The organism is Streptomyces sp. NPDC031474, from assembly GCF_055581185.1.
This window is the reverse complement of the sequence record NZ_JBVIJX010000014.1, coordinates 20,912-41,605: the sequence shown is the minus strand read 5'-3', so window position 1 is coordinate 41,605 and position 20,694 is coordinate 20,912. Positions and strand designations below refer to the sequence as shown.

Annotated in this window: 22 protein-coding genes and 3 pseudogenes; 14 read left to right on the top strand and 11 right to left on the bottom strand. The window is 71.8% G+C overall.

Annotated features, from left to right (window positions below):
- Positions 1-134 precede the first annotated feature (134 nt).
- The 5 genes and pseudogenes from ACZ5SK_RS28825 (at position 135) to ACZ5SK_RS28805 (ending at position 3,507) form a co-directional block, all read left to right on the top strand.
- A complete protein-coding gene (locus ACZ5SK_RS28825) occupies positions 135-443 on the top strand; it encodes a hypothetical protein (RefSeq protein ID WP_433917668.1) in 309 nt (102 codons plus the stop codon).
- Positions 443-1,015, top strand: a complete 573-nt coding sequence (locus tag ACZ5SK_RS28820) for a GNAT family N-acetyltransferase (protein ID WP_361703464.1) — start codon at positions 443-445, stop codon at positions 1,013-1,015. Before ACZ5SK_RS28825 ends, ACZ5SK_RS28820 begins: the two co-directional genes overlap by 1 nt.
- A gap of 292 nt (positions 1,016-1,307) precedes the next feature.
- Positions 1,308-1,649 (top strand): annotated as a pseudogene (locus ACZ5SK_RS28815) (TSUP family transporter); the annotation flags it as partial.
- 184 nt (positions 1,650-1,833) lie between these two features.
- Positions 1,834-2,625 carry a COG4705 family protein gene (locus ACZ5SK_RS28810; RefSeq protein WP_334556133.1) on the top strand — a complete coding sequence of 264 codons (792 nt, stop codon included), beginning with the start codon at positions 1,834-1,836 and terminating at the stop codon, positions 2,623-2,625.
- A 48-nt stretch (positions 2,626-2,673) separates the two neighbouring features.
- Positions 2,674-3,507, top strand: a complete 834-nt coding sequence (locus ACZ5SK_RS28805; protein ID WP_334556134.1) for an ABC transporter permease — start codon at positions 2,674-2,676, stop codon at positions 3,505-3,507.
- A 112-nt stretch (positions 3,508-3,619) separates the two neighbouring features.
- Here the strand turns inward: ACZ5SK_RS28805 and ACZ5SK_RS28800 are convergent, their stop codons facing one another.
- Positions 3,620-3,880 (bottom strand): hypothetical protein, encoded by a 261-nt coding sequence (locus tag ACZ5SK_RS28800; RefSeq protein WP_334580273.1) that lies wholly within the window; start codon positions 3,878-3,880, stop codon positions 3,620-3,622.
- Between the two features lie 94 nt (positions 3,881-3,974).
- Here ACZ5SK_RS28800 and ACZ5SK_RS28795 point away from each other — a divergent pair.
- Positions 3,975-4,816: pseudogene (locus ACZ5SK_RS28795) on the top strand (COG4705 family protein).
- 136 nt (positions 4,817-4,952) lie between these two features.
- Positions 4,953-5,843: a COG4705 family protein gene (locus ACZ5SK_RS28790; RefSeq protein WP_334556136.1), complete on the top strand. Its 891-nt coding sequence runs from the start codon at positions 4,953-4,955 to the stop codon at positions 5,841-5,843.
- Between the two features lie 315 nt (positions 5,844-6,158).
- On the opposite strand, the gene ACZ5SK_RS28785 is transcribed toward ACZ5SK_RS28790, so the two are convergent.
- From ACZ5SK_RS28785 to ACZ5SK_RS28765, 5 genes are read right to left on the bottom strand one after another with little or no spacing between them, the layout of a single operon-like run.
- On the bottom strand, positions 6,159-7,535 hold the full coding sequence (locus tag ACZ5SK_RS28785) for a sensor histidine kinase (RefSeq protein ID WP_334580272.1): 1,377 nt from the start codon (positions 7,533-7,535) through the stop codon (positions 6,159-6,161).
- The gene (locus ACZ5SK_RS28780) at positions 7,532-8,194 is read right to left on the bottom strand and encodes a response regulator transcription factor (RefSeq protein ID WP_334556138.1); all 663 of its coding nucleotides are present in this window, start codon (positions 8,192-8,194) and stop codon (positions 7,532-7,534) included. The genes ACZ5SK_RS28785 and ACZ5SK_RS28780 overlap by 4 nt, the downstream gene beginning before the upstream one ends.
- A complete protein-coding gene (locus ACZ5SK_RS28775; protein WP_334580271.1) occupies positions 8,148-8,879 on the bottom strand; it encodes a phosphatase PAP2 family protein in 732 nt (243 codons plus the stop codon). Before ACZ5SK_RS28775 ends, ACZ5SK_RS28780 begins: the two co-directional genes overlap by 47 nt.
- A complete protein-coding gene (locus tag ACZ5SK_RS28770; protein WP_099964376.1) occupies positions 8,876-9,481 on the bottom strand; it encodes a phosphatase PAP2 family protein in 606 nt (201 codons plus the stop codon). The genes ACZ5SK_RS28775 and ACZ5SK_RS28770 overlap by 4 nt, the downstream gene beginning before the upstream one ends.
- A complete protein-coding gene (locus ACZ5SK_RS28765) occupies positions 9,478-10,146 on the bottom strand; it encodes a DedA family protein (protein WP_468576723.1) in 669 nt (222 codons plus the stop codon). Before ACZ5SK_RS28765 ends, ACZ5SK_RS28770 begins: the two co-directional genes overlap by 4 nt.
- Before the next feature lie 126 nt (positions 10,147-10,272).
- Between ACZ5SK_RS28765 and ACZ5SK_RS28760 the strand changes: the two genes are divergently transcribed.
- Both ACZ5SK_RS28760 and ACZ5SK_RS28755 read left to right on the top strand, forming a co-directional pair.
- Positions 10,273-10,647 (top strand): BlaI/MecI/CopY family transcriptional regulator, encoded by a 375-nt coding sequence (locus tag ACZ5SK_RS28760; RefSeq protein WP_468155555.1) that lies wholly within the window; start codon positions 10,273-10,275, stop codon positions 10,645-10,647.
- Complete coding sequence (locus ACZ5SK_RS28755) at positions 10,647-11,573, top strand: M56 family metallopeptidase (protein WP_361703472.1); 927 nt, start codon at positions 10,647-10,649, stop codon at positions 11,571-11,573. The genes ACZ5SK_RS28760 and ACZ5SK_RS28755 overlap by 1 nt, the downstream gene beginning before the upstream one ends.
- 62 nt (positions 11,574-11,635) lie before the next feature.
- On the opposite strand, the gene ACZ5SK_RS28750 is transcribed toward ACZ5SK_RS28755, so the two are convergent.
- Together ACZ5SK_RS28750 and ACZ5SK_RS28745 are read right to left on the bottom strand one after the other, a co-directional pair.
- A complete protein-coding gene (locus ACZ5SK_RS28750) occupies positions 11,636-12,538 on the bottom strand; it encodes a M48 family metalloprotease (RefSeq protein WP_334580267.1) in 903 nt (300 codons plus the stop codon).
- On the bottom strand, positions 12,535-12,918 hold the full coding sequence (locus tag ACZ5SK_RS28745; RefSeq protein ID WP_099964380.1) for a BlaI/MecI/CopY family transcriptional regulator: 384 nt from the start codon (positions 12,916-12,918) through the stop codon (positions 12,535-12,537). Before ACZ5SK_RS28745 ends, ACZ5SK_RS28750 begins: the two co-directional genes overlap by 4 nt.
- A gap of 110 nt (positions 12,919-13,028) precedes the next feature.
- Here ACZ5SK_RS28745 and ACZ5SK_RS28740 point away from each other — a divergent pair, with 110 nt between their 5' ends.
- Positions 13,029-14,552 (top strand): hypothetical protein, encoded by a 1,524-nt coding sequence (locus tag ACZ5SK_RS28740; RefSeq protein WP_334580266.1) that lies wholly within the window; start codon positions 13,029-13,031, stop codon positions 14,550-14,552.
- The gene (locus tag ACZ5SK_RS28735) at positions 14,549-15,502 is read left to right on the top strand and encodes a lysylphosphatidylglycerol synthase transmembrane domain-containing protein (protein ID WP_334580265.1); all 954 of its coding nucleotides are present in this window, start codon (positions 14,549-14,551) and stop codon (positions 15,500-15,502) included. The genes ACZ5SK_RS28740 and ACZ5SK_RS28735 overlap by 4 nt, the downstream gene beginning before the upstream one ends.
- Positions 15,503-15,760: 258 nt before the next feature.
- On the opposite strand, the gene ACZ5SK_RS28730 is transcribed toward ACZ5SK_RS28735, so the two are convergent.
- Complete coding sequence (locus ACZ5SK_RS28730) at positions 15,761-16,498, bottom strand: polysaccharide deacetylase family protein (protein ID WP_334580264.1); 738 nt, start codon at positions 16,496-16,498, stop codon at positions 15,761-15,763.
- The gene (locus tag ACZ5SK_RS28725; protein WP_334580263.1) at positions 16,495-17,886 is read right to left on the bottom strand and encodes an MGDG synthase family glycosyltransferase; all 1,392 of its coding nucleotides are present in this window, start codon (positions 17,884-17,886) and stop codon (positions 16,495-16,497) included. Before ACZ5SK_RS28725 ends, ACZ5SK_RS28730 begins: the two co-directional genes overlap by 4 nt.
- Positions 17,887-18,052: 166 nt before the next feature.
- Here ACZ5SK_RS28725 and ACZ5SK_RS28720 point away from each other — a divergent pair, with 166 nt between their 5' ends.
- The 3 genes and pseudogenes from ACZ5SK_RS28720 to ACZ5SK_RS28710 form a co-directional block, all read left to right on the top strand.
- Positions 18,053-18,466, top strand: coding sequence for a BlaI/MecI/CopY family transcriptional regulator (locus ACZ5SK_RS28720; protein ID WP_334581364.1), 414 nt, complete (start codon positions 18,053-18,055; stop codon positions 18,464-18,466).
- Between the two features lie 4 nt (positions 18,467-18,470).
- A complete protein-coding gene (locus tag ACZ5SK_RS28715) occupies positions 18,471-19,487 on the top strand; it encodes a M56 family metallopeptidase (protein WP_334580262.1) in 1,017 nt (338 codons plus the stop codon).
- A 190-nt stretch (positions 19,488-19,677) separates the two neighbouring features.
- Positions 19,678-19,846 (top strand): annotated as a pseudogene (locus ACZ5SK_RS28710) (helix-turn-helix domain-containing protein); the annotation flags it as partial.
- Between the two features lie 75 nt (positions 19,847-19,921).
- Here ACZ5SK_RS28710 and ACZ5SK_RS28705 read toward each other — a convergent pair.
- On the bottom strand, positions 19,922-20,650 hold the full coding sequence (locus tag ACZ5SK_RS28705; protein WP_334580261.1) for a response regulator transcription factor: 729 nt from the start codon (positions 20,648-20,650) through the stop codon (positions 19,922-19,924).
- Positions 20,651-20,694: the final 44 nt, after the last annotated feature.

Below are 20,694 nucleotides of genomic sequence, written 5' to 3'. Positions count from 1 at the left end.
CACGTCGCCAGGCACCCGAAGCGAGGGAAGGTCCTCGCACCCGACGACCCGCAATCGACCCTGGGCTCCACAGCACCCCTGGCCTTATTGCATAATAATTGCAATAACTAGCAATGCGCAGGGAGTGGGGGCGCGTGGGTCCGGTCGTGCTCGGCATCGAGTTGTCCTGCTATGTGAGCGGCGGGGGGCTGGTCGCGGGCGGGCGGCTGCCGGGCCTCGCGGTGGCGTCGAGCACGGACAAGCGTGCCCGCTACGGCAGCGCGGTCCCCGAGATCTCCGACCGCGCACATGTCCACTCCGTACGGCCGGTGATCCGGCGCGCGGACGTCGTCGTCCGCGCGGGGGCCGAGCCCGCGCCGCTGGAGCTGTCGATCGACCCGGCGGCGTCGGTTGCGTTCGCGGCGTCGCACCCGATGTCGGCGATCCCGGCGCAGGTGGCCTGATGCGCCCGGACATCCGCCTCTTCACAGACGCCGACCTGCTCAAGCACACCGCTGCTCTGCACTCCGTTTACGCCGACGCTTTCCGCACCTCGCCATGGAACGAGGACGAGGAGAAGGCGATCGAGTTCGTCGGGCGGCTCGCCCGGGACGTACGCCGGCCGGGCTTCACCGCCGCGCTCGCCTTCGCGGGTGCGGACGTCGTCGGCTTCGCCACCGCCTGGACGACCCTCTCCCCCTTCCCCACCGACCGCTGCTACCCACAGGCCGCCGCCGGCCTCGGCCCCGACCACACCACGGACTGGCTGGTCGGCGCCCGAGAGATCGACGAACTCGCGGTCCGTCCGGCCGCCCACGGCACGGGCCTGGCGGCCGACCTGCTGGAGGCGGTCACCGCGGACGCCCCGGACGGCCGCTGCTGGCTGCTCACATCCGTCCGGTCCGGGCGGGCCATGTCCTTCTACCGCCGCCAGGGCTGGACCCAGGCCACCCATCCCTCCCCCGACGGCAGGGGCATCGTCGTCTTCCTCGGCCCCCGCCACCCTGCCCGCTCTCTGGCACCCCGGCCCCTGTAGACCACCGCCGGCGGGATCCTGCGGCAGGCACCTGCGCGGGATCGCGTGGTTGACATCCTGGATCTGCGCGGGAAAAGACAGCTGCCCCACTCGAGCCACTTATTGCGACTGATGCCATGCCAGAAGGCTCTTGGGTGCTCAGGCGGATGCTGGGACGCGAGCGGACCGGGCGGTTGTTCCTTGCCTCGGGAGGCTGTTGGATCAGGCCGGGTCGATGTTCACGAGAAGGAGAGGCACCCGATCCGAAGTCGGCCCCGGTGCGCTTCGGGGCGGTGGCCTTCCAACGGGTGTAGTGACGTGGTCGTCGGGGTTGCTCGGGTTCGTCGCCGGGCTCCTGATCTCGGTGGCCACCTCGCCCGTCGGAGTCTCCGGAGCGGTCTTTCTGCTACCCGTCCAGTTCAGCGCCCTGGGCGTGCCCAGTCCGGCGGTGACACCGACGAACCTGCTGTACAACGTCGTGGCCGGCCCCGGCGCCCTCCTTCGCTACTGGCGAGCCGGGCGACTGGGAGGACCGCTGACCCGCCTGCTCATCGGGCACCGTGCCCGGCGTCGTCATCGGCGCGATGATCCGCGTCTTCGCCGTTCCGGCCCACGGATCTTCCGCCTCCTCATCGCCGCACTGCTGCTGCCACTCCTACCGCGGCCGCCCCGGCGGGTAGTTCTACCAGCGTTCCAGCGCCGTTGACCAGCGGACGCGGGCCGTTGTTCAGGTTGCTTTCAGGTTGCCGGGGCGCTGTGGCAACACCTGTACCGGAGCCGCCAAAACAATGGCAAAGGGGTCTGGGGGAACGGCATTTCACCATGCCATCGTGCGAGCCATGACGACAGAGCACCTCCTTGATCACCGGTCCGTCGCTCCCGCCCGCCGGATGGCGAACAAAGTGCCAGAGGTGACTGTCTACTTCTGGGTCATCAAGGTGCTGACCACGGGGATGGGGGAGACCGCCTCCGACCTCCTGGCCCGGCTGCTCGGCCCCGTCCCGGCGGTCGCACTCGGCGGCCTCGCTCTGGTGGCCGCGCTGACTGTGCAGTTCACCGTGCGCCGATACGTCACATGGGTCTATTGGACGGCCATCGTGATGGTCAGTGTGTTCGGCACGATGGCCGCCGACGTCCTGCACGTCGGCCTTGGCGTCCCCTACACGTTGTCGACGCCTGTCTTCCTCGTGGCGCTGGCCGCCGTCTTCGCACTCTGGTTCGCGAGTGAGCGCACGCTGTCCATCCACAGCATCCACACCCGCCGCAGGGAGGCGTTCTACTGGGCCGCCGTCCTCGCCACGTTCGCCCTGGGCACCGCCGCGGGTGACCTCACGGCCACCGCAGGCTTCGGCTACCTCGGCTCGGTGGTGCTGTTCGCGGCTGCCATCTGTATTCCCGCCGTCGCCCACCGCCTGGGCGGACTGAACGCGGTGGTCGCGTTCTGGGCTGCGTACGTCATCACCCGCCCCCTCGGTGCCTCCCTCGCCGACTGGATGGCGCTGGGCCGTACCCGCGGCGGACTCGAGCTGGGCCTGGGGCCGGTCACTCTCGCGTGGACCGTGGCCATCGTGGGATTCGTCGGATATCTGGCCGCGACACAGCGCGAACGAGGAGGCGCGGTGACAGTGTGAGGTGCGGCCGCCGCCGCCCGTCGACCACGGAATTGAGGATGGTGCGGTGTGACGCTGAGTGCGAGATCCCTGCTGCCGGTCAACATCACCCTCGGCGTGCTGCTCGTGGTGCTGCTCGCGGTGGCTGCGGGGGTCGCCCACTGGTTCCATCTGTCGCCGGACTCCTTGACCAATCGGCCACGGGAGATCGTCGTGGCGGGCCTGCGTGCGGCAGTTCAGCTCGCCGTGGTGTCATCGGTCATCACCTGGGCTGTCACCACGGTGGCGGGCCTGTTGGCGTTCCTGGTCGTGATGTTCGCCGTCGCCGTGCGCACGGCGGGGCGGCGGTTGACCGGTAACCGGACCTGGTGGTTGGCGGCGGCGCCGATCGCCGCCGGGGTCGTGCCCGCGGTGGCCGCGCTGTCACTGACGGGGCTGGTGCCGCTGAAGGGCATCGCGCTCGTTCCGATCACTGGGATCCTCATCGGCGGCGCACTGACGGTGACGGTGCTCGCCGGACGCCGGGCACTGGACGAATTGGAGCAGCGCCGCGGCGAGGTCGAGGCAGCAATGGCTCTGGGGTTCCTGGACCGCGACGCGCGGATGGAGATCGCGCGCCCCGCGGCGTCCGAGGCGCTGCTGCCGGGTTTGGACCAGACCCGAACCGTCGGGCTCGTTACGCTTCCAGGCGCGTTCGTGGGCATGCTCCTGAGCGGGGCGAGTCCGGTGATGGCCGGAGCCGTTCAACTGTTCGTGCTGATCGCGCTCATGGCCGTACAGTCCATTGCCGTCGCCGTGACCGTCGAACTGGTCGCTCGGCGGCGCCTGTTCCGTCCTATGGCCAGCGACCACTTTGAAGGCCCAGCTGGCGGACGGGGACCTGGAGCCCGGCGGAGAAGGTAATTAGGGAGAGCAAGCAGCGGGCCGGCGGCCAATGTCTCCCAAGGCTGCCTCGGAGCGGTTTGGCTCAACGATCGTCCGCCAGATCAGGACCCTTCCAAGATCCCCGACAGCGTCAGGCACTCAGCGGCGGGCAGGCCGGAGCACACAGCGGCAGGGTGTGGTCCCGGCGCAGCCACAGGCCGGGGCTGGGCTCAAGAAGGGCGGCGACGTTGGACAGCGCGACGGCCCGGCCGAGCCGTCGGCGCAGCCAGAGCATCGCCCGGTCAGTGGCCGGGTGGGAGACAGTCGTTGGGTGCAGGGCGGCCTTCTTCCATCGCGGCGGAGAGGAAGGGCGGGGCGCCGCTATGCGTGGGCGGTAGTCGTGGGTGGTCATGGTCCCCATGGTTCTCGGGTGTGGCGGGGTGCGGCAGCCGACGCCGCAGGGCAGTCAGGATGCGTTCAGGTATCTCGTGGCACCGTCGGGCCTCATGACATACGAGGCGTCAGAGACGCCTGTGCCCTCGGCGGTCGGCACCCAAACGGTGCCCTCCGGTCGCCGGACGCACTGGAACAAGGTGCCGGAAGTCACCGTCTACTTCTGGGTCATCAAGGTGCTGTGCACGACGGTCGGCGAGACCGCGGCCGACCTGCTCAACGAGAAGGCTGGTCTGGGCCTGACCGGTGTGTCGGTGCTGATGAGCGCGCTGCTGGCCGTCGTCCTGGTGGTGCAGTTCCGCACCAGCGCCTACCGCGCGGGCGTGTACTGGACGGCCGTCGCCCTGATCAGCGTCGTGGGGACTCTGATCAGCGACAACCTCACCGACAACATGGGCGTCCCACTGGAGACGACCACCACCGTGTTTGCGATCGTCCTCGCAGTCGTCTTCGTAGTGTGGTACCGGCGTGAGCGCACGCTGTCCATCCACAGCATCGACACCCCCAGCCGCGAGTCCTTCTACTGGCTCGCCGTCCTATTCACCTTCGCCCTCGGCACCGCGGCCGGCGACCTGGTCTCCGAGCGCATGGACCTCGGCTACTGGCTCTCCGCAGTCCTGTTCGGCCTGGCCATCGCCGCGGTTGCCCTCGCGCACTTCAAGCTCGGCCTGGACGCGGTGTGGAGCTTCTGGATCGCCTACATCCTCACCCGCCCATTGGGCGCGTCCATAGGCGACTACCTCTCCCAGCCAACCGGTGACGGCGGCGTGGGCATGGGCACCGTCGTCACCAGCGCGCTGTTCCTCACCGTCATCCTCGGTCTGGTCGTGTATCTCTGTCGGTGACCCGCAAGGACGTGACTCAGGCGCGGCAGAGCGCGCGACACGCAGCCTGAGCGGGCACGCGCCGGGCGTTCAGGATGTGTCCAGGCTGACGCTGCCAAGATGGGTTCCGGCGATCGCCTCCTCGCGATCACCCCTTCTCGCGGGGCGGGCGCCCTGCCGTACGACCGGACAAGGAGCCCCCCCACCTTGGAGCAACCGGAAGTCCTCACCGATCTCGATGTCGCGAGCACGACCACATCGGTCATGAAGAAGCTCCCGGAGGTGACACTGGCCTTCTGGATCATGAAGATCGCCGCGACCACCCTCGGCGAGACGGCCGGCGACCTCTTCGCGCAGACCCTGAAACTTGGCTACTTCCTCACCACGATCGTGCTTTTTGTGGTCTTCGCGGTGACGTTGGCCGTCCAGCTCGGGTCCCGCCGCTACAACCCGTTCTTCTACTGGACCGTGATCCTGTCGACCAGCATGGCCGGCACCACGATGTCCGACTTCATGAACCGTGACGCCAGCACCAAGTACCTGCCCAGCGGTGCCGCTTCGCTCGGCTGGGGCCCTCAGGGACTCGGACTCGGCTACCCGACCGGCGCCGCGATCCTCATCTCGATCCTGCTGGTCATCTTCGCGATCTGGAAGGCGACCGGGATGACCTTCCAGATCCGCGACATCGTCACCTTCCGCGGCGAGGCGCTGTTCTGGTCGGCGATCCTCGTCTCCAACACCCTCGGCACCTCCATGGGCGACTTCCTGTCCGACAGCTCCGGCCTCGGTTACGCCGGCGGCGCGCTGCTCGTGACCGGCGTGCTCGCGGTCCTCGTCGCCCTCATGAAGCTGCCCACCGTGCCGAACGTGCTGCTGTTCTGGATCGCCTTCGTGCTCACCCGCCCCCTCGGTGCGACCGCCGGTGACTTCCTGACCAAGCCGGTCGCCAAGGGCGGTCTGGACCTCGGTACCGCGGGTTCCTCAGCCGTTCTGCTGGCCCTCTTGCTCGGTCTGATGGCCTACGCGCAAGTCCGGGAGCGCAGGAGCACCGCTGCGCCTGTGCCGGTACGGGAGCCGGTCCCCCAGCAGGCCGACTGAGCCCGAACCGCGGCTTGGGGGCGCTCGTCCGCGCCGGGAGCGTACTTTCCATGTGACAAGGACCGGCCGCACGGCATCGCGTCGGTCATCGCGCGCGGTTGGGGTACTCGTTCGTCTGCGGGTGGGCTTCTGCGTGTGAAGGACCGACTGGATGGCGGTCGTCGGTCGGCACGCGCGCTCGTCTCGCGGTGGGTGCCCTTCCGCGCTTGGAAAACAGGTCGGCCTGCACACGCGCGACGACCGGCACACCGCTGAACGTGACGGCAGGCCCGAGGGCGACATCCTCCCGGAAGGCCGCACGGCTTCGGCGGCCGGTCACCCCGCAGGCAGGTCGGCCAGGAACCGCGCTCCGGCGGTGTGCCCGGGATCGTGAGACACCTCGCCGCCGACGGCGCGGGCAAGGCGTCGTGCGAGCGGCAGTCCCAGGCCCGCGCCGTCGTGCCCGTCGTCATGGTCGGCGCGGCGGCCGGGCTGGAAGAGGTCGTCGACGAATGTCTCCGGTACGCCGGAGCCGTCGTCGGTGACGGTGATCCGCACGCCGCCGGGCAGCCGCAGCGCGGACACCGTCACCGTGGAGCGTGCGTAGCGGATGGCGTTGGTCAGCAGCGGGCTGACGATGCGTTCGAGGAGAGCCGGCGCGACCCCTGCGTCCAGCTCCGGATCCGTCGCGTCGACGACGATCTTCACCCGTTTCCGTGCGCCGAGTTTGTCGGCCAGCCTGCGCAGGACGGGACCTACGGCAGTCGCGCCGGGGGGTGTTGCGGTGTTCAGCGCGCCTTCGCGGGCGTCGTTAAGCAGTGTGTCGCAGATGGTTCGCATGGACTGGGCGGCCTCGGCGATCACCTCGTGGGTGGCATGAGTTTCGGCGGCCGAGCGCGGCCGGGTCCGCCACCAGTCGAGCTCCATGACGATCCGGCTGAGCGGGGTGCGCAGTTCGTGGGACAGCTCGCCGGTCAACTGCTGCTCGTGGCGCAGTACGGTGCGTATGCGGTCCAGCAGCGCGTCCAACGAGGTTCCCAGGCGGGCCAGTTCGGTCGGCTGACCCTCGGCGCCGAATCGTTCGTCGGAGCCGACGGCGCTCCACTGGGTGGCCTGGTCGGTCATGGTGCGCACGGGGCGCAGCGCCCGTCCGACGGCCAGGCGGGTCAGCGCGTAGGTGCACGCGAGCATGACGGCGTCCAGAATCAGCGAGCCCGTCAGCAGGCTGTCCGCCGAGTTGCGGTAAGGGGCGAGATCCGCGGCCGTGACGATGGTGGCGGTGCTGCGGTGTCCGGGCAAGGGCTGGGAGCACAGGCGGACGAAATGGGGGCTTTCGGTCTCGGCGGTCGTGCAGAGTGGTTTCGCCCGCGCGGCAAGGCTGCCGGCGGCGTTGGTCAGCGTGCTGTCGGCTGCGGCTGTTGGAGGCTTCTCCACCAGGCGGGTCCCGCTGTAGATCCACACGTTCGCGTCGAGGAGGCTGTCGTTGACGGTCTCCAGGACGCGCACACGGGGACCGCTGGTATCGACGGTCGTGGCGACGGCAGCCGCACGGCTCAACAGATCATCGTCCGCCTGGTGCTGCAGATGCCGGTCCATCACGGTGTTGAACACCACGGTGAGGACGGTCATCAGGAGCGCGGCGGTGGTCAGCGCCACGAGCGAGAGGCGGCCACGCAGCGTGTGTGGAGCCAGGCCACGCAGGAGACGGATCATGACAGCCGGTGCCCGATCCCGCGCGACGTCTGGAGGCTCAGGCCGCTGCCCGCCTCGCGCAGCTTGCGCCGAAGGCGGCTGAGGTACTGGTCCAACGTGTTGTCCCTGACATGTGCGCCGTCCGGCCATGCCGCCCTGACCAGGTCCCGGCGGCGCACGATGCCGCCGCCCGCGGCCACGAGCGTGGCCAGCAGACGGAACTCTGTCGGGGACAGGTCGACGTCGACGTCGCCGACCCTCGTGCTGTGCCTGGTCGCGTCCAGGACCAGGTCTTTTGCCGTGGCGACGACCGAGGGCGTGGCGCGCTTGAGTGTGGCACGCAGCCGGGCGACGAGTTCGGCGAGATGGAACGGCTTGGGCAGGTAGTCGTCGGCCCCGGCGGAGAACCCGGCCAGCCGGTCGGTGAGGTGGTGACGGGCCGTCAGGAAGATGATCGGGGCGACGAACCCGTTGGCGCGCATCGCCTGGCACACGTCCCGGCCGTCCGCGTCGGGCAGTCCGACGTCCAGGACGACTGCGGCGATGCCGTCTGTGGCCCGCCGAAGAGCGGTGGCGCCGTCAGCGGCGAGCACTGGCTCGAAGTCCTCGTCGGACAGGCCGCGGCGCAACACGTCACGAAGGGCGTGATCGTCCTCGACGACCAGAATCTTGTGGCGCATGGTCCTCCGTCGGATCTTCGGCCGTATGGGTCGTGTCTGAGACGAACGATGTGGGCAGCCACCGGGTCGCAACCCACAAGCACATTCCGAGCCACCCGGTGGCGAACAGCCAGCCACCGACGACGTCGGTGGGCCAGTGCACCCCGAGGTAGACGCGGGTCAGCCCGACCGACGCGCCCCAACCGCCGGTGATCAGGACGAGGGGAACCCTGCCGCGCGGCCCTCGCACACAGACGGCGATGACGAGCAGTCCTGCGGCGAGGGCCGCCGTGGTGGCGTGACCGGAGGGGAACGCCCATCCGGAGGCATGCGTGTCCCACTCCGTCCGGGACGGCCGGGGCCGGGCGACGAGTTCCATCACCCCGTACCGAAGGGCCTGGCCCGCGGCCAGGCAGACCAGACAGAGCGCGACGGCGAGCGCGCGCTGCCTGAGGGCGCGCCCCGCGATGATTCCGGCCAGCACCGCCAGCGCGTAGGGGACGACACCCGTCCCGGTGGCGGTCACTCCGCGGGCGAACGCCACCGCCGCGGCCGGCCGGTGGCCGACGGACCACGAGAGGAGGTCGGCGTCCGCGAACAGCGGTATGCCGTCGTGACCCACCACGACCATGGTCAGCACACCGAACGCCGTCCACGCACCGAGGCTGCAACTGCCGGCCAGGTCGGCGACGTCGCCGCGCTTCACGACACCACCAGCAGCGGCCGCAGGCGGGTGGCGGTGAGCCGCAGGGCCGCGGCCTCCGCACGCCCTCGCAGGGCGGACATGACGAGTAGCGCGACCAGGCCGCCCACCACGACCCCTGCCAGCACGTCGTGGGGATAGTGCGCGCCGACCCAGACCCGAGAGGCGGCCATCGCGCAGGCGGCCACCACCGCGACCGCGCCGAGCCGGCGGGAGACAAACAGCACGGCGACGGCGGCCGCGGCGGCGATCGCCGCATGGTTGCTGGGGAAGGACCAGTCGCCCGGCGCCGGACACGCCTCCAGCGGGGTCACGTGCAGGCTCTGGCAGGGCCGGTCCTCGCGCACCAGCAGCTTCAGGGCCGCGTCCACCCCGTACGCCACGACGACGACCAGGGGCACGGCAAGCGCCGTCACCGACGCCGTGGCGCCCACCCGCCGGGCCCGCCACCAGCCGACGCCCATGAGGACCGCGAACAGGGCGAGCCCGTACGTCGACCACGCCGACACCGTGTCGTCCAGCCACGCGGGAGCATGCCGGGCAAGGTTCACCACGTCGGTGTAGGCCGAGCCGTCGACCGCCGAGCCATTGCGAGCGAGGATCATCCGCGGGCCTCCTTGGCCTTCGCCGTGCGGCGCGAGCGGTACACCTCGGAGGCAACCGGAATCAGCGACACGGCGACGATCACCGCGACGATCGGCAGCAGATAGCGGTCCACGTTCGGCACGGAGGAGCCCAGCGCGTATCCGGCCAGGGTGAGGCCCAGGCTCCACAGCAGCCCGCCGGTCACCTGCCACACGGTGAACGTGCGCACCGGCACCCCCAGGGCGACCGCCATCGGGTTCAGCACCGTACGCACCACGGGAACGAACCGGGCCAGGACGATCGCCTTGGCATACCCGTACCGCTCGAGCAACTCTTCCGCGCGTTTCGCGCCCTCCCGCAGGCGGGCCGAGCGGCTGCGGGCGAGCAGGGCGCCGCCCGCTCTTCGGCCCAGGAGATAGCCGCATTGCGCGCCCGCGAGCGCGCCCACCGCCGCGGCGATCAGCAGCGGGGCGAGCGACAGTTTCAGGCCGTGGTCGGCAGTGCCGGTGCACAGCAGACCGGCCGTGAACAGCAGTGAGTCGCCCGGCAGGAAGAACCCGATCAGCAGGCCGGTCTCGGCGAACAGCACCACACCCACGCCCAGCACACCGAACGCGGCCAGCAGTGACCGGGCATCCAACACATTGACAGCGAGCTGCGACGATAGGTGCATGGCTGTCGTCATCGTCGGGAGACCCTTCATCGCGTTCTGGACCGTCGGATGCGGCAGAACGGCGGCGTCCGACAACTGACTACAATCATGTAGACGGTCTACTGCACTGTAGACGATGACGGAATGAGGAACATTCCCATGGCCGATGCCGATGCGAGGGACGAGAGGCGGCCGGCCGGCGAGCTCGAAGCCGCAGTCATGGCGGCACTGTGGGCGGCCGGGGCCCCGCTCACGCCCGGACGAGTGCAGACCGAACTCGGCTCCGGTCTGGCCCGGACGACGGTGGCGACGATACTGACACGTCTGCACGAGAAGGGCGTCCTCAGCCGCGAGCGGGACGGGCGCGGCTACGCTTACTTCCCCGTGCAGGACGCTCCCGGACTGACCGCCCGCCGCATGCACACCGAACTCGACCGGGACACCGACCGGGAGACGGTCCTGGCCCGCTTCGTCGCCCAGCTCAACCCTGGCGACGAACAGCTCCTGCGGCGACTCCTGGAGGGGGACGAGTGATGACCGCCCTGCTCCTCGTACCGCTGATCCTGCCCTTCCTCGCACCCACGCTGGCCCGCCGGACCCTCGACCGTCTCGTCCCCGCAACCGCGCTGTGGGTCCTCACCGTCTCGGCCCTGGCACTGGCGGGAGCCTGCGTCGCCGCCCTCGGAGCCTTGGTACTCACCGGACTGCTCAAGCTCCCTGCCTTCGCTGCCCTCGGCGAACTCATCCACCCCCTGCGGACCCCCTCGGACTACCTCGTCCTCCCCGCGGCCGCCGCAGCGACCGGAGTGCTCACCCTCAGCGCCTGGACCCTCGCCCGCTCGGCCCTTCGACAGACCCGCGCCTTTCGTACCGCCCGGACGCAGGCCGACCGCCGCCCCGCCGCAGGTGACCTGTGTGTCGTCGACTCACCCCACCCCGACGCGTACGCGCTGCCAGGACGGCCCCACCGCATCGTCGTCACCACGGGCATGCTGCGCAGCCTCGGCCCCGCCGAACGCGAGGCCCTGTTCGCGCACGAACGCGCCCACAACCAGGCCGGCCACCATTACTTCCTGGCCGCCGCAGAACTCGCCGCCCACTGCCACCCCGCCCTGCGCTGCGCCCGCGCCGCGATCCGGCTCGCCGCCGAGCGGGCCGCCGACGAAAATGCCGCCACCGCCCTCGGCGATCGACGCCTGATCGCCACAGCCATCGCCCGCGCCGCCCTCGCCGGCCAGGCCTCCCCCTCCACCCGGCCGGACTTCGCACCTGCGGCGACGACCGGCCCCGTCCCGCAACGTGTCGCCGCCCTTCTCGCACCCCCGCGGCCCCCGCGCGCCGCGCACCGGGCCGCGTTCCTCATGGTGGTCTGTGCGGTTCTGTCCGTCGCCGCCGGAGCCGCCGGTGTAGTCGACGTCCACCGCGAGGTCGAGATCGCCCAAGGCGAGAACGGCCCGTGACCACTTCGCCTCCTGCGGCCGACCGCGCTGTGCTCACCCCCTCACCCGCCGCCTGGCCACTCTCAGACGAGTGCCGGTTCGAATAGTTGCAGCAGGTCGCCGGTGGCGTCGGCGGCGCCCAGCGCAGTGAGGACGCCGAGGGCCACAACGGTCGCCGCGAGCGGCCACAGCCGCGGGAGCGGGGCGGTCTGTAGGGCGACGACACGGCGGGTGACGGCGCGGTCAATGAAGGCGAGTCCGCGCGACGGCTCCCGGCATCCGGGTGTGAGTGCTGCCCGGGCGAGGGCGCGGGCGGTGCAGTCGCGGCCACCGACCACCGCGGCCGCCCGCTCGTCGGCCCAGCGTTCCACGAGGAAGACGACCATGTGCCGGACCGGGGCAAGGACCGGGTTGGCGGCGCAGGCGAGCGTCACTGCGGTGCACAGCCGTGCGTGGCGGTGGGTCAGGTGTGCCCGCTCGTGGGCGAGCAGGACACGGCGCTCGCCGGCCGAGAGCGCGCCGAGCATCGTGCTGGTGACCAGGATCCGGCCCAGTGACCCGGCGCGTCCCGGGATGGCGAACGCCTGGGCGACGGGAGAGTCAGCCACGATCAGTTCCGTGTCCGGCGGCTGCCCCTCACACATGACCTGCAGAGCCCGGCGGATGCGACACTCGGCGCGGACGGCCGCGAAGACGCGGTAGGCCAGGACGAACAGCAGTGCGCATGCGGCGAACGCAACGACCTCCGGTACCGGCTCGGGAATACGGCGGCCGTCCTCACGGGCGTCCGCGACGACCGGAGGAGCGGCGCCGACGAGGGTGGCCGCCAGCAGGAGCAGGGACCAGGCGGTCGCCGCCGCGCTCATGACGGCAGCGCAGGCCAGGACGCGGGCGGCCAGTGACGGTGCCACCCGGCGGCCGACCAGCGGGCTGACCGCGGCGAGCAGCAGGGACAGCAGGAACGGGGTGTAGACGTCGACTCTCATCGCTCGCCTCCCCCTAGCAGGTCGCGCAGCACCCGCTCCTCCTCCGGGCTCAGCCCCGTGACGAACTGCTGAAGCGCCGCTACGGGGTCGGGGCCCCGGTCGAGCGCCTCGTGCATGGCCTGCGCGGTCAGCTCGGCAGCACCCTTGGCCGGCCGGTAGGCGCCACGCCGCCCGCCCGCGTCCCGCAGGACGAGCCCCTTGTCGCAGAGGCGCTTGAGAATGGTGTGCACGGTGTTGTAGGCGAGGTCGCCGCCGAGTTCGGTTTGGATGTCCGACGGTGTCAGCGCCTGGTCCGCCGCCCACAGGGTGGCGAGTACCTCGCTCTCCAGCTCACCGGCGTTACGCCGTTCGGCTCTGCCCCGCGGGCTCGTGCCAGCCATATCTGAAACCTTACAGCGCGTAGGGGCGTGCCTGTCCGAGGCTTGGCACGGACCCTACATTTTGTAGGGTTAGCCTGACCCTACGCACTGTAGGGGTAAAGGGGTGAGCGATGAGAAACGGCCCTCAGGCCACGGACGACGCGGCGGCCACGTCGACCGGCCCGCGCAGGGTCGACCCGCTCACGAACGTTCGCCTCATCCCGAGATCCCGCGGCGAAGCGGCGCTCGCGGTCGTGGCCAGTGTCTACACCGTGGCCCAGCTCCTACTCGTGCGACCGGGGGTGGGTCTCGGCTGGGACGAGTCGGTCTACGTCAGCCAGGTCTCCTCCCACGCACCGGCCGCGTTCTTCAGCGCCCCGCGCGCGCGTGGCGTCCCGCTGCTGGTGGCTCCGGTCGCCGCCTGGTCGTCGTCCACGGTCCTGCTGCGGATCTACCTGGCCGTCCTGGCCGGCCTCGCCCTGTTCCTCGCGCTCCGTGCCTGGCGGGGCGTCTTCCCCGCCCGGGTGCTCGCGACCGCGGGCGCCCTGTTCGCCACCCTGTGGGTGACGCTGTTCTACGGTCCTCAGGCCATGCCCAACTACTGGGTCGCCGTCGGCGCCCTGGCAGGCACGGGCTGCTTCCTGCGCGCCCAGGCCAACCGCCTCGACCGCGGCGCCCTGTGGGGCGTGGGTGGGAGCGCGGCCCTCATGGCCTGGATGCGCCCCACGGACGCGGTATGGGCGACCCTTCCCCTACTCGTCCTGGTGGTATGCGTACGGCGGTGGCGGCGTCCCGCGCTGCTGGGGGCGCTGGTCGGCGGCCTGGTGGCCGGGGCGGCCGAGTGGGTGATCGAGGCGTATGTCTCCTACGGCGGTCTGGCGCAACGCCTGTCCGACGCCTCCCGCATCCAGGGCGGCCTCGGCTGGAACATCGCCGTCGGAGACCAACTGCGCGCTCTGGGCGGACGCACGCTGTGCCGCCCGTGCAGCGGTGCGGCGCCACCCGTCCTGGAGACCCTGTGGTGGTACGCCCTGCCACTGCTGGCTGCCGCAGCGGTTGTGATCGCCGTCCGCGCCCGGCGCCCTGTCGCCCCGCTCGTACCGCTGGCATGCGCCGCGTCGGCGGCCTTCCCCTACCTGTTCATGATCGGCTACGCGGCGCCGCGCTTCCTGCTGCCCGCCTACGCGCTACTCGCCGTTCCCGTCGCCGATCTCCTGGTGCGCATGGTGCGGGCACCCGGCCGGACCCGCAGGCCGCTCACCGTGGTCCTGGTGTCCCTCGCTCTGGCCGGGCATCTGGCCGTGCAGCTCGTGGTGCTGGAGGACACCGTGCGCCGTACCACCGCGGCCCACCGCGAGTGGGCCTCCGTCGCCGCCGGGCTGCACCGGCTGGGCGTTGGCCCGCCCTGTCTGGTCACGGGAGTGAACGACGTCCCGATCGCCTACTACGCGGGCTGTTCCTCCGCCGCAACCGTCGGCCACGACGCCAACACCACGGCGACCGGCATCCGGCGGACCGCTCGCCGTCTGCCCGTTGCCACTCTGGTGGCAACGGGCGGCAGCCCGCCCGACTACGCCCGATCCTGGACCCCGCACCAGGTGGCCGGGGTGCGCGTGTACGTATCGCCCGCCGTGACGGCGGGAGGGCGGCAGTGAGCGTCACCGGCATTCCGCTGTCCCGCGGCCTCGGCCGGCCCTGGCAGCTCGCCGTCACCGCAGCCGTGGTGGTGGCGGCCGTCTGGATGCTCGCCGCACACCGGCACACGGTGGACGCCGGTGCCGACCGTCTTGCCGTCGCCGATCGAGCCTGGCTGCTGGCGGCGGGTGCGGCCGCTATGGCGACCTGGGTGTGTGCGGCAGTCGCCCAACAGGGAGCGGTGGCCGAACGGCTGCCCGCCGGGCGGCTGGTGGCGGCGCAGTTCGCGGCGTGCGCGGCCAACCACGTGCTGCCTGCCGGGGTCGGCGCGACCGCAGTCAACCTGCGGTTCCTCACCCGCTGCGGCCTGTCCACCGCCCGCGCGGCGACCGCACTCGCGGTCAAGGCAACCGTCGGCGGGCTGGTCCGCTTCGCGGTCGCCGTCACACTGCTGCTGGTCTCGCCCCGCACTCCGCGGCTGGCACCGGCCGTCCCGCGCGCCTGCGTCACGCTCTCGGCGGTCAGCTGCGTCGCCGTGGCCGCCGCAGCCGTGGCACTGAGCAGAACGGCGCGTCGCGGCGTGGCGCGCGCGGTCGGCCGGGTACTGGCCGACGTGCGGGCGGTGCACTGCCGACGGGCCAGGGCATGCGCCTTGTGGGGCGGATCGCTCGGCTTCGCCTTGCTGCACGCCGCTGTGCTGATCGCCGTACTCCGGGCACTGGACGTGCCCGTGCCCGCCGGTCACGTACTGCTGGCGTACCTCGTTGCCAGCGGCGCCGCCGTACTGCTGCCCACTCCGGGCGGTCTGGGCTCGCTGGATGCGGCGCTCGTGCTGACGCTCACCGCGACCGGGGTGCCGGGAGCCGCGGCCCTGTCGGCGGTCTTCGGCTACCGGCTGCTGACGGCCTGGCTGCCGCTGTTCCCTGGCCTGCTGGTACTGGCGCTGCTGGTCCGCCGCTCCGTCCTGTGATCCTGACCGGACACCACGGGGGTCCGCAGCGTGGACGTCGCCTCCTTACGTGGTCCCGGGGACTTCGCGGTGATGTTCCTGTCGTGGGCGCAGGGTCCCCGGCGTGTCGGTCAGCTCGGTGCCGCTGCTACCGATCGGAGAGGTGCGGCCAGGATGCTCAATGCGTTCGAAGCGGGCGAAGATGCGGGTCATGGCGACGGCGCGCCGGACCGCGACCTGGCGATGGGCGATCGGCAGGGGGTCCTCGGCCTCGATACGTCAGGCCCGGTGAGCCCATCCATGGTCGCGCAACCGGCCGACCTCGTAGCCCCGTTGCTCACAGGTGTCGAGGATGTGGGGGAGCGCGCCCAGGGCCGAGCGCCAGGCGCCCGGGGCGGACGTGCAGTCGGAGTCGTGGAGCAGGATGGTGCCGCCGCCGTCCAGGTCGGATGTGACGGTGCGGTGGACGGTCTCCGGTGTGGCGCGGGCGGTCCAGTCCTGGCCCCAGGAGGTCCACAGCACAGGGGTGAGAGCAAGGCGGTGGGCGGCCCAGTGGGCTGCGGTCGACATGACGCCGTACGGGGGCCGGAAGAGCGTCGGCCAGTGCCCCGTGATGTCGGCGACGGTGTCACGGGCGCGGGCGAGGTCGTCGCATGTGGCGCGCGGGCCGCGCAGGAGCAGCGGGCGGTGCAGCCAGCCATGGACGCCGATCTCGTGTCCCGCCGCGGCGATCTCGCGGACCAGGCCGGGCGAGCGGTGCGCCTCGCTGCCCAGCAGGAAGAACGTCGCCCGGACTTGACGCTCGGCCAGGAGGCGCAGGAAGAGCGGGGTGGACATCGGATCGGGTCCGTCGTCGAAGGTGAGGGCGATGTGATCCGGGCGGCCCCGGCCCGAGAGACGGGGCATGGCGCGATTGCGCAGCGGCCCGAAGGCGGAGACGACGGGTGCGGCATGAGCGGAGACGAGGGCGGGCAGGGCGGCGAGAGCGGCGGTGCGGACCAGCCGGGAGGCGGTCACGAGTGGTGGCCTCGGGGGGCGTGGGCCGGATGGAGGACGTCCAGGTCGAGGCCGTGCCCGACGGCGTGGATCACGCCCGCGCCGTCGTCTGCGGTGGCGATCCCCGTACCGACGGCACACGCCCATACCCCGCACGCCACGGCGGTGGTGGCGACGAGCCGGCGCGCCGCCGGACGGCGCCGTCGCGCGGCGGGCCGGGAAGGCAGCGGCGGGAGCCCCGCGCGGTGGACGCGCGCTGTCTCCGCGGCGGGTCCGTCGTCGGGTTCGGCGGCGAAGAGTGCGAGGCCTGTCTTGCGTTGGCGCAGTCCGAGCGGTCCGTCGATCAGGTCGTGCAGCACGGCTTCGAGGCGGTCGGGGTCGCGGATCCAGACCGCCGCACCGGCCTCCTCCAGAGCGGCGGCGTTGGTCAGACCGTGGCCCGGTATGCACCGGTAGCTCGCGACGGGCAGACCGGTGGCGAACGCCTCCAAAGAGCTGAGCCCGCCGGCGTTCTGGACCAGGACATCGGCGGCGTGCATCAGGGAGGGCATGTCGTCGACCCAGGCGTAGGCGTGGTCGATGCCGTCCGCGCGAAGCTGCTCGGCCAGTGCCTGGTTGCGGCCGCAGACGACCACGGGGACGGCGACGGCGCAGTCGCGCAGCTCCAGGGCGACCTGCCGGACCGGTCCGACGCCCCAGGAGCCGGCGACCAGCAGGGCCAGAGGGGCGTTCTCCGGCAGCCCGAAGCGGGCCCGGGCCGCGCTGCGCTCCCGCGCGCCGCCAGGACGGAACCGCGGGTCCACCACCGGCCCGCACACCCGGACGTTCCGCGCCCCGGCGGCCCGGGCCTGGGCTGCGGGCACGGCGTGTGCGGCGAGGTGGACGTCGACACCGGCGGCCACCCACAGCGGGTGCACGGAGAAGTCGGTGAGATAGGTCAGGACGGGCACGGCCAGCCGGCCGCGGAGCCGCAGGCCGCCTAGCACACGGCTGGCTCCCGGGTAGGTGGAGACGACCGCGCCGGTGTCGGGGTGCAGCGCGCGCATCATGCGATCCTCGGCGGTCCGCAGGAGCGCCCTGGCCAACGGTCCGCCCCCGCCGGCGCGTTCGGTGCTGCGGTAGACCTGCTGGTAGGCCCAGGGGGCTTGGACCAGCATCCGGTGGTAGCCGTCCCGGACCAGTCGTCCGATCCGGGCGGGCAGCAGGTCCAGCAGGTCGAACCGGTCGACGACGAGGCCGTGGGCCGTGAGTCGGCGTTCCAGTTCGGCGGCGGCGCCGTCGTGGCCGGCGCCGATGCTCGCCGAGACGATCGCGACGCGCTCGGCCCGTGCCGTGATCGGCACCGGCTCAGGGCGCAGGGCGGCGGCCGCCAGGGCGCGCAGATGCAGCGAACTTCCGAGGTAGGGCATGGGGTTCGTTCCTCCGCGGGTGGTGTGGGCGGCCGAACTCTACAACATGTAGTAGGTGAACTCGTACAAGATGTAGTAGCCCCTGTGATGGAGATCCCGCCCGGGTCCTACAAGCCGTAGTAGCCCAGGCGCTACGCTGGGGTGCCGAGCGGGAAGGCTGGTGACGGTGCACGACCGGAAGAGCGACGAAAACGGCGGGGCGACCGGCAGAAGGGCGCGCGGGGAGCTGGAGAGCGGCGTCCTCGCCGCCCTGTGGGCCGTGGACGAGTCGCTGACCGCACGGCAGGTCCTGGAGCGGCTGCCCGGGGACCTCGCCTACACGACGGTGCTGACGATCCTGTCCCGCCTGTACGACAAGGGCATGCTCGTACGGCACCCGGCGGGTCGCGGATACGCTTACGCGCCGGTCCGGGACGAGGCGTCCGACACCGCCGTACGGATGCACAGCCTGCTGGAGCGCGGCTCGGACCCGGAGGCGGTGCTCACCCGATTCGTGTCCGAACTGTCTCCGCAGGAGGAGCAGTTGCTGCACCGTCTGCTGGGCGAGCAGGACGCCGGGCGCGGCGACGACGGGGAGTGAGCCGGTGACGATCAGCGTCTACATCCCCCTCATGGTCACCGTGGTCCTCGCGGTGCTTGCCCCCCGGGCGGCCCGCCGGCCGGCACCGCGGCCCGCGGCCTGGTCCCTGGCATGTGCGGCGCTCGTGACGGCGACCGGCTGGCTCGGCTCACTGGCCCTGCTGGCGTTCACCGGGTTCGCGCAGATCCCCGAGGTCGCGGAGGAGGGCCACTGGTCGGTGACCCTCCTGCGTACGCAGGACCCCGTCTCCCTGGCCGTCGCGACCGTCAGCGCCCTGACCCTGGCGGCGGGGCTCGTATCACTGGGGGTGGCCGCCGTACGGCAGGGGCGCCACGTCCTGTGGGCCCGGCGGGAGTGCGGCCGGACTCCCCAAGACACCGAACTGGTGGTGCTCGACGACGAGGCCCCGCAGGCGTTCGCGCTGCCCGGCGCCCCCGGACGGATCGTGGTGTCCCGCGGGATGCTGCGCTGCCTCGGCGACGCGGAGCGTGAGGCCCTCCTGGCGCACGAACGGGCCCATCTCCGCGGCCGCCACCACCACTTCCAGACCGTGTGGCGACTCACGGCGGCCGTCAACCCGCTGCTGCGACCGCTGGCCGAGGCCGGTGGCTTCGTCCTGGAGCGATGGGCCGACGAGGAGGCCGCAGCCCGAATCGGCAGCCGTACGGTCGTCGCCCGCGCCGTCGGCCGGGCGGCTCTCGCCTCTGCCGGCCTGCCACGACCCGCCACTCTGGCGGCGACCGGCGGGGCCGTGCCTCAGAGAGTGCAGGCACTGCTCGCCCCGCCACCCCCGCGCCGCACTCTGCCCTTCGTGGCGGGCGCCCTCCTGCTCACCCTGTGCTGCGCCAGCCTGGCCAACGCCGCCTCGGACAGCGAGAGCCTGGTTGAGAGCGCGGAACGGGCCCAGTGCGCAGCGGACGCCGAGGCCCCGGGCGCGGCGTGGGCGGCCCACTCTCCGCCATGGCCGAACGCCTGCTGCCACCACCACGGAGCCGACGAACACGGAAGGCACCGCAGGTAGGCGCGTAGTACCGAGGCACCACGCGCACGGCGCGGTTCAGCCTCCCGGTACCACCGGATCGGGGTGGACCGGGCCTTGGGGCGGGCTGCTGGTCTTCCTCGGCTGGGCAGTACTCGCCCTGGCGCAGCGACGTGTGACCGCCCGCACCATGGGTGACACTTTGACGACCACCACCGACGACATCGGCGGCCAGCGGCTCCTCGTCGCCGTCGGCACGGGCTGGACCAACGGCGAGATGGTCAGAGCTCCCCTTCAAAGACCACGTCGGCCGCGTCCTGGCCAAGATCGGAGCCCGGGACCGCATCCAGGCCGTGATCCTCGCCCACGACCATGGCCTCGGCCGGCCCAGCGTGGACTGAACCGAGGAGCGGCGGCCGGGCAGCCGGCGTGCCCCGGCCGCGACACCGGCAGCGCGCCGTGCCGGCGACGTTCCGTCAGAGTTCCAGGCGGTAGCCGTGCCCCCGCAGGGTGGTGATGCGGGGCAGGCTGCTGGGGTGGGCCGAGGTGGCGGCGGCCTGAGTGAGGCGGCGGCGCAGGCCGGCCATGGTGACGTCGAGGGTCTTGGTGGAGCCGAACCAGTTCTCGTCCCAGACCTCCGCCATCAGGGTCTCCCGGGAGACAGCCTCCCCCGCATGCCGGGTCAGGACGGCGAGCAGGTCGAACTCCTTGGGACGCAGCTCGACGTCCTCGTCGTGCAGGGTGCAGCGGCGGGCCACGCCGTCCAGGACGAGGTCGGCCAGCCGGACGGGTTCCTGCGGCGGCGTGGCGAGGACCCGGCGGCGCAGATGGGCGCGGAGCCGGGCGAGCAGCACGGTCAGGCTGAACGGCTTGACGAGGTAGTCGTCGGCCCCCGCGTCCAGCCCGGCGATGACGTCGATGTCGTCGGTGCGGGCCGTCAGGATGACGATCAGCAGGTCCGGGCTGCGGGCTCGCAGGGTGCGGGCGACGTCCAGACCGTCCATGTCGGGCAGTCCCAGGTCGAGCAGCAGCACGTCGTACGGGGCGCGCGCGGCCTCGGCCAGAGCGGCGGAACCCGTCCGGCTCCAGGTCGGTGTGTACCCGTTGCCGCGCAGGCCGGTCTCCAGGTGGCGGCCGATGGTGTCGTCGTCCTCGACGACGAGGACGCGGTGACGGCTGGGGTCGGCGGTCGCGTGCGTGCGCATGCTGGACAGCGTAGGAGCGGACGAGCCGCTCGGCCCGCCCGCTC

Excerpts from the sequence above, each read along its gene's own strand:
- ACZ5SK_RS28820 (WP_361703464.1), top strand. The coding sequence starts at position 443 with ATGCGCCCGGACATCCGCCTCTTCACAGACGCCGACCTGCTCAAGCAC.
- ACZ5SK_RS28810 (WP_334556133.1), top strand. The coding sequence starts at position 1,834 with ATGACGACAGAGCACCTCCTTGATCACCGGTCCGTCGCTCCCGCCCGC.
- ACZ5SK_RS28800 (WP_334580273.1), bottom strand. The coding sequence starts at position 3,880 with ATGACCACCCACGACTACCGCCCACGCATAGCGGCGCCCCGCCCTTCC.
- ACZ5SK_RS28785 (WP_334580272.1), bottom strand. The coding sequence starts at position 7,535 with ATGATCCGTCTCCTGCGTGGCCTGGCTCCACACACGCTGCGTGGCCGC.
- ACZ5SK_RS28780 (WP_334556138.1), bottom strand. The coding sequence starts at position 8,194 with ATGCGCCACAAGATTCTGGTCGTCGAGGACGATCACGCCCTTCGTGAC.
- ACZ5SK_RS28770 (WP_099964376.1), bottom strand. The coding sequence starts at position 9,481 with ATGATCCTCGCTCGCAATGGCTCGGCGGTCGACGGCTCGGCCTACACC.
- ACZ5SK_RS28765 (WP_468576723.1), bottom strand. The coding sequence starts at position 10,146 with ATGACGACAGCCATGCACCTATCGTCGCAGCTCGCTGTCAATGTGTTG.
- ACZ5SK_RS28760 (WP_468155555.1), top strand. The coding sequence starts at position 10,273 with ATGGCCGATGCCGATGCGAGGGACGAGAGGCGGCCGGCCGGCGAGCTC.
- ACZ5SK_RS28755 (WP_361703472.1), top strand. The coding sequence starts at position 10,647 with ATGACCGCCCTGCTCCTCGTACCGCTGATCCTGCCCTTCCTCGCACCC.
- ACZ5SK_RS28750 (WP_334580267.1), bottom strand. The coding sequence starts at position 12,538 with ATGAGAGTCGACGTCTACACCCCGTTCCTGCTGTCCCTGCTGCTCGCC.
- ACZ5SK_RS28745 (WP_099964380.1), bottom strand. The coding sequence starts at position 12,918 with ATGGCTGGCACGAGCCCGCGGGGCAGAGCCGAACGGCGTAACGCCGGT.
- ACZ5SK_RS28740 (WP_334580266.1), top strand. The coding sequence starts at position 13,029 with ATGAGAAACGGCCCTCAGGCCACGGACGACGCGGCGGCCACGTCGACC.
- ACZ5SK_RS28725 (WP_334580263.1), bottom strand. The coding sequence starts at position 17,886 with ATGCCCTACCTCGGAAGTTCGCTGCATCTGCGCGCCCTGGCGGCCGCC.
- ACZ5SK_RS28705 (WP_334580261.1), bottom strand. The coding sequence starts at position 20,650 with ATGCGCACGCACGCGACCGCCGACCCCAGCCGTCACCGCGTCCTCGTC.